At 47.8% G+C, this 5,799-nt stretch carries 6 protein-coding genes; 5 read left to right on the top strand and 1 reads right to left on the bottom strand.

The window, feature by feature from the left end:
- Positions 1-267 precede the first annotated feature (267 nt).
- The 5 genes from ACI351_RS07940 to ACI351_RS07920 are packed head-to-tail and all read left to right on the top strand — an operon-like array spanning position 268 to position 4,764.
- On the top strand, positions 268-1,410 hold the full coding sequence (locus ACI351_RS07940) for a hypothetical protein (RefSeq protein WP_439734711.1): 1,143 nt from the start codon (positions 268-270) through the stop codon (positions 1,408-1,410).
- Positions 1,411-1,455: 45 nt separating this feature from the next.
- The gene (locus tag ACI351_RS07935; protein WP_439734710.1) at positions 1,456-2,097 is read left to right on the top strand and encodes a ribonuclease HII; all 642 of its coding nucleotides are present in this window, start codon (positions 1,456-1,458) and stop codon (positions 2,095-2,097) included.
- Entirely contained in the window at positions 2,094-2,453 is a 360-nt protein-coding gene (locus ACI351_RS07930; protein ID WP_439734709.1) for a YraN family protein, read from the top strand. Before ACI351_RS07935 ends, ACI351_RS07930 begins: the two co-directional genes overlap by 4 nt.
- A gap of 9 nt (positions 2,454-2,462) precedes the next feature.
- On the top strand, positions 2,463-3,284 hold the full coding sequence (locus ACI351_RS07925; RefSeq protein WP_439734708.1) for a purine-nucleoside phosphorylase: 822 nt from the start codon (positions 2,463-2,465) through the stop codon (positions 3,282-3,284).
- 49 nt (positions 3,285-3,333) lie between these two features.
- Entirely contained in the window at positions 3,334-4,764 is a 1,431-nt protein-coding gene (locus ACI351_RS07920) for a lipopolysaccharide biosynthesis protein (protein ID WP_439734707.1), read from the top strand.
- Between the two features lie 262 nt (positions 4,765-5,026).
- Here the strand turns inward: ACI351_RS07920 and ACI351_RS07915 are convergent, their stop codons facing one another.
- Positions 5,027-5,515, bottom strand: coding sequence for a type IV pilin protein (locus ACI351_RS07915; protein WP_439734706.1), 489 nt, complete (start codon positions 5,513-5,515; stop codon positions 5,027-5,029).
- Positions 5,516-5,799 lie beyond the last annotated feature (284 nt).

Genomic DNA, 5,799 nt, shown 5'->3' with positions numbered 1-5,799 from the left:
TCTTTTTCTTTCGAAAAGAAGCAAAAGTTTACCTTACTTTTTGTATCGACAAAAAGTAAGCAAAAAACTCGCAGGTTGCACCCATAAAATCCAGTTCCGTACGGCGCACTTTACAACTCGCCTGCGGCTCAAACAAATAAAATGCTTTCTCTGTACGGAACAGATTTTATAGACGGATTAAGGCCTGCAAATAACGACAAAAGACCTATCCTCTATATAGGTCTTTTGGCCGTTTATTCTTCGCCCTATTTATGCTATTCTAACCATATGAGAAGATATCACTTACTTCGTGCAGCAACCGTCTTTATATGTTTCCTCTTGTCTCTTTTTTTGACAAACCAATCGCCCGCTTGGGGCCAAAAAGGTAAGGCCGCAAAAAATCTGCTCCAACTTCAAAAACACAGCAGCAAAGCGTTACAACACGCCGGAAAAACCAGCAGAATAGTAAAAACTCCTATATCCATTTCCGTTGAAGTGCAACTTTTGCGTACGACTTCTGCCCGCATACGGATTCCAAAAATTCCGGAATCAAAAATCAAAACAATATTAACCGACAACCCTAACCCCACTAACGCGCTTGAGCAGTTATGGCTGATGCAAGAGAAGCACCGCTTTGCTCCTTCGTTCGACCTTTTGGCAATGCAGTACTATATCAAACATTTCGGGTTGGTCACCCCGCACCTAAATAAGCTGTTTAAAAGAGTCTCCCATTTAAACAGCCGAAAAGTGGAATCCAGATTTATCGCGCGTATGTCTTTTCTGAAGACAAACCAACAAACGATTTTAAATGAAATTTTTAATTATAAAATTTCAAAAACCGATATCCGTATGCGTTACACGGCGGACGTCGATAACATAATGGAGCAAAATTTCAACGCGAAAAAACTTGTTTTATCCGTGGAAAGCAGAATGTCCCCCATGGAGCAAAAAGACTTTTCCGTCCGGCACGTAAACGCGCACAGCGTATTTAAAACCCCAAAAGGAGAATACGGAGTCTACCAATATATGGGCCCGACGGATTTAATACCCAACCTGTACAAATACTTACTTAACGGCAAAAACAAACACGCGCCCGTTACGTTGGTGTTTGACGAAGAATCCCGCTCCCTTGCGATGTACAACGAAGATAAAACGCTCTGGCTACGCATTACTCCGCACGAATACGCCAACCCCAAAAAAATTCACATTCATTTAAACGAATACCGCACCGTCGCGTTTATGGATGCGGACGGAATCACACGCAACGAAACGGTTAACGTCAACCTTTCCATTCCGGTTTTGCAGGGCATTGTGCTTCCCTCACATCCGCAGCAGGCCCAGCAGTTTTTGTACGAAAAATTAGTGCTTCATCCCGTTAAAAATCTGCAAGGAGATAAACACGTTACCATCGAACGCCGCGCTATTTTTTAACCGAAAATCCGGCGCATACCGCCGGCGAATTGCTATAATGGGAATATGGAAAACAGTTTGTTTAATTTTGATAAACGCCAAGCGTTAACTTTGGAAACCAATTTTCTTTTGGGTATCGACGAAGCCGGCCGCGGCCCGCTGGCGGGGCCCGTGGTGGCCTGCGCGTGTTATATTCCCCCCTCTTTAACCGCTTTCTTCCAAGACGTAAACGACAGTAAAAAATTAACGGAACGCAAACGCGACGAACTGTTTGACCGTTTAACCCATGCCGATATTTTATACGGCGTAGGTTTTGCCACCGCTGCCGAAATTGACCGTTTGAACATTTTACAAGCCACCTTTTTGGCGATGCGCCGCGCCGCGCAAAAATTTTTAAATATCCCGGGGGCGGTTGCACTCATCGACGGGCCGCTGCCCGCGGCGGACCTGACTATCCGCCAACAACCCGTGGTGGACGGAGACGCAAAATCGCTCGTCATCGCGGCGGCCAGCGTAATCGCCAAAGTAACGCGGGACCGTTATATGGCCACGCTTGATAAACTCTATCCCAATTACGGTTTTGCCGGACATAAGGGCTACGGCACCGCCAAACACCTGCAGGCTCTGCGGGAATTGGGCCCGTGCAAGGAGCACCGCCGTTCTTTTGCTCCCGTACGCAAATTGATTACGCCCACGATTTTACCGTGAATACAAAAGCTATTGGAACGCAAGGCGAAGAACAAGCCGCCCGCTATCTGCAAGCAAAGGGGTGGAGTATATTGGAACGTAATTTTTCCGCCCCCTACGGGGAGCTGGACCTTGTTGCCAAAGACGGGAAAACGCTTGTATTTGTAGAAGTCAAAACGCGCGCCTACAGCGCCTATGGCGGCCCGCTGATGGCCGTTACTCCGGCCAAACAAAAACGCTTGGCGTTGACCGCTGCGTCATACATTAAAGCCAAAAGCGTAAAATGTGACGGTATCCGATTTGACGTGCTATGCGTCCTGCCGCAAGGAATCGAACACGTGCCAAACGCGTTCTCCCCCGAACGGACGACTTTATAGGAGGAAGTTATGACCCAACTTGATCAGGTAAAAAAAGCAGCCGCCTACATCTTAAAAAAGACAAAAAACTTCAAGCCGGAAATCGCCCTCATCACGGGGTCGGGATTAGCGGGTTCCATTCCGCCGTTGGAAAAGGAAATTAAAATTCCGTATTCTTCCATCCCACACTTTTTAAAAAGCACCGTTCCCGGGCACACGGGCAACCTCGTTTTCGGGGTCTACAAAGGCCGCAACATCGTGATTATGCAGGGACGTTTTCACTATTACGAAGGCCACCCGATGAAAGATTTGGCTCTGTCCATCCGCACGTTAAAACAGCTGGGCGTGGAAAAACTGCTCGTTTCCGCCGCCGTAGGTTCGATGGATATGAAGCTAAAACCCGGGTCGCTGTGCGTTTTAAAAGACCACATCAATTTTATGTGCAACAATCCGCTCATCGGCAATCACGATCCCGCCTTCGGGCCGATGTTCTTTGACCTTTCCGAAGCGTACGACAAAACAATGCGCAAAACCGCGTTGGCTGCCGCAAAAAAAGCGGGTATCAACGCGGGCGAAGGCGTTTATCTGGCCGCCACCGGCCCGAATTTTGAAACGCCGTCGGAAATCAAAATGTTCAAAAAATGGGGTGCAACTGTCGTCGGTATGTCCGTCGTGCCGGAAGTGCTTGTTGCGCGCCAGTGCGGGATTTTGGTGCTGGGCCTCGCTTGGGTAAGCAATATGGGCTGCGGCATTGAGAAAAAACCGCTCTCCCACGCGCAAACCATCAGCGAAACGAAAAAGATTGAAGGCAAATTCAAAAAATTGTTGGAACTGTTGTTCGTCAAATTATAACTAACGCTTCCCGCGCGGAAGAAACGCCGCGCGGGATTTTTCCGTTCTTATGGCAAAAGACATTAAACGCCTCGGTAAAGAAACGCTCGTTTACGGTACCTCCACGGTGCTCGCGCGTTTGCTTAATTTCTGCCTCGTTCCCTTTTATACCTACTATTTACTGCCCGACCAATACGGAATTGTAGCCACCGTATTTGCGGCGGTGGCCTTGTTTAACGTTGTATTTTTATTTGGAATGGACCAAAGCTACCTGCGCTTTGCCAGCGACGCGCCCGACAAAAGCAAAGTGTTCCGCCAATGTTTTTACGGCGTGCTGTTAAACGGCATCGTATTGGGGCTTTTGTTATGGCTGTTTGCCGCGCCCGCGGCGCAGCTTATCGGCATTCCAGTTGAAACTGCGCCGCTTATGCGCTTGGCGGCGGTCATTTTACTGCTGGACGTGCTAAATATGATTCCGTTTACCAAACTCCGCTTGGAACGGCGCGCGTGGTATTTTGCGGGCGTGAGGACGGTATCCATTATCGTAAACGTATTATGCAATATCGTATTTATTGCGCTGTTACACCGCGGCATTGAATCAATTTTATGGGCCAACGTGTTTGCGTCTTTGGCGTCCTTATTACTGTTAAGCCCGATTGTATGGCAGGAACTCAAGCAAGGCCGCGCGTTTGAATTTGAACCCAAGCTGGAAAAAGAACTCTTTACGTTTGCGTGGCCGTTTGTACCGGCGGGAATCGCCAGCCTTTTGGTAAGCGTTATCGACAAACCGATTTTGGTGCGCTTGGTGGGGCCGGAGCAAGTGGGCGTGTATCAGGCCAATTTTAAAATCGGCGTATTTATGATGTTGATTGTTTCTATGTTTGACCAAGCGTGGCGGCCGTTCTTTCTGGCGCACGCCAAGGACGCGGACGCCAAAGAAACTTTTGCACGGGTACTGTCGTGCTTTGCGGCGGCGGCATCGTGGTTTTTGCTGGGCCTTACGCTTTTAATGCCCCTTATCATCAAAAGCAATCTGTTTGGGAAGTTCCACTTAATCGGCCCCGCGTATTGGGGCGGAATGCACATTATTCCGTTTGTGCTCACGGGATATTTCTTCTACGGGATGTACATCAATTTTATGGTCGGCCCTGTGCTGACTAAAAAAACAAAAGTGCTGATGTGGATTACGCTGTTGGGCGCGGCCGTCAGCATAACGACTAACTTAACATTGGTACCGCATTTGGGGATTATGGGGGCAGGCTGGGCCGTAATGTTCAGCTACGCCGCGATGGCGTGCGCGCTGTTTTGCTTTACACAAAAAGTTTACCCAATCCGTTACGAATACGTCAAACTGCTCAGTATACTGCTCGTATGCACCGCTACAGCTTGGGTATGCTATTGGACGGGTCGGTTCAGCTTTAGCGCACAGCTGCTGACGAAACTCTTTTTGCTGACGCTGTATCCGCTTTGGATGTGGCTGATTATTAAAAAAGCGCACTAAAACGAATATACATCCCAGCCGGAAATATAACCTTCTTTTTTCCCTGCGAAAAAGGAATATATCCCCCTTATTACGGTTTGGCGGCTTTACTCCTCTGTTGCGTCATCCCGTAAGGTTGTAGTACGGGATCTCGACGTTATAAAACGACAGATTCCCAATAGAAGCATTCGGGAATGACGTACGTGGGAAAAGCCGCCAAACCTAAAGTTACCCTATGTTATCAAAAAAAAAAAACGGGTCAAGGCATTCCCGAAGCACCCGCTTAACGAATATAATAATAGTTGGTTACACCGTCCCACGAAAAAGGTTCCCGGTCGCTCATACTCTTGCAAATCTTGTTTGTAAACTCAGCTGTTTTCAACGCCAAACACAAGGGTGGAGTACTATCCGCATAGAACCTGCGATACCAAACACCGTCCTTAGTGTAACACACTACGGAAGCACTTGACCATGCGCTACCCGATGAACCCGCATTAAGAGAACACTCCACTGTGGGAGTAATAACGTTACTGCCGGACAGCTCCGCGCCGGGAAAGGAAATATCCAAATCTTCCATGCTGTACGCCCGCTCCCCATTCGCCATATAATATATCTGCTGGGCCTTATAGATGGCATCCGCCATAGCTATCGCTTCCGTATAACGCGCTTTTGCCACCGCCACACGGTATTGGGGAAGCGCCACCGCGGATAATATGCCGATAATAAGCACAACGACTAACAGTTCTATTAACGTAAATCCCTTTTGATACATGGAATATATCTCCTTACACAAAGAATTATCCCCATGGTATCAAAAAAAAAAAACAATACAACCCTCTTATCGGAAACAAGAAAACCGCCTAATAAACCACGCCGTGCAGATTAGAATAACATTGTAGACGATTATATGATTTTTCAAAACCGCTCCGTATTGCGCGGACGAGTTGGGGCGCAGCGTAGTGGTAATTACGTAAGCCCCAAAGTACGCGCAAGACAGCAGGTTTTGGAAAATTGTTTATCCTAATAAGCAAGAACGGGCAGAAAAATACTTTCTGC

Source organism: Candidatus Avelusimicrobium sp. (assembly GCF_051874775.1).
Lineage (GTDB): Bacteria > Elusimicrobiota > Elusimicrobia > Elusimicrobiales > Elusimicrobiaceae > Avelusimicrobium.
The sequence above is the reverse complement of the archived record's forward strand: the minus strand, read 5'-3'. Positions and strand labels throughout refer to the sequence as shown.

Excerpts from the sequence above, each read along its gene's own strand:
- ACI351_RS07940 (WP_439734711.1), top strand. The coding sequence starts at position 268 with ATGAGAAGATATCACTTACTTCGTGCAGCAACCGTCTTTATATGTTTC.
- ACI351_RS07935 (WP_439734710.1), top strand. The coding sequence starts at position 1,456 with ATGGAAAACAGTTTGTTTAATTTTGATAAACGCCAAGCGTTAACTTTG.
- ACI351_RS07925 (WP_439734708.1), top strand. The coding sequence starts at position 2,463 with ATGACCCAACTTGATCAGGTAAAAAAAGCAGCCGCCTACATCTTAAAA.
- ACI351_RS07920 (WP_439734707.1), top strand. The coding sequence starts at position 3,334 with ATGGCAAAAGACATTAAACGCCTCGGTAAAGAAACGCTCGTTTACGGT.
- ACI351_RS07915 (WP_439734706.1), bottom strand. The coding sequence starts at position 5,515 with ATGTATCAAAAGGGATTTACGTTAATAGAACTGTTAGTCGTTGTGCTT.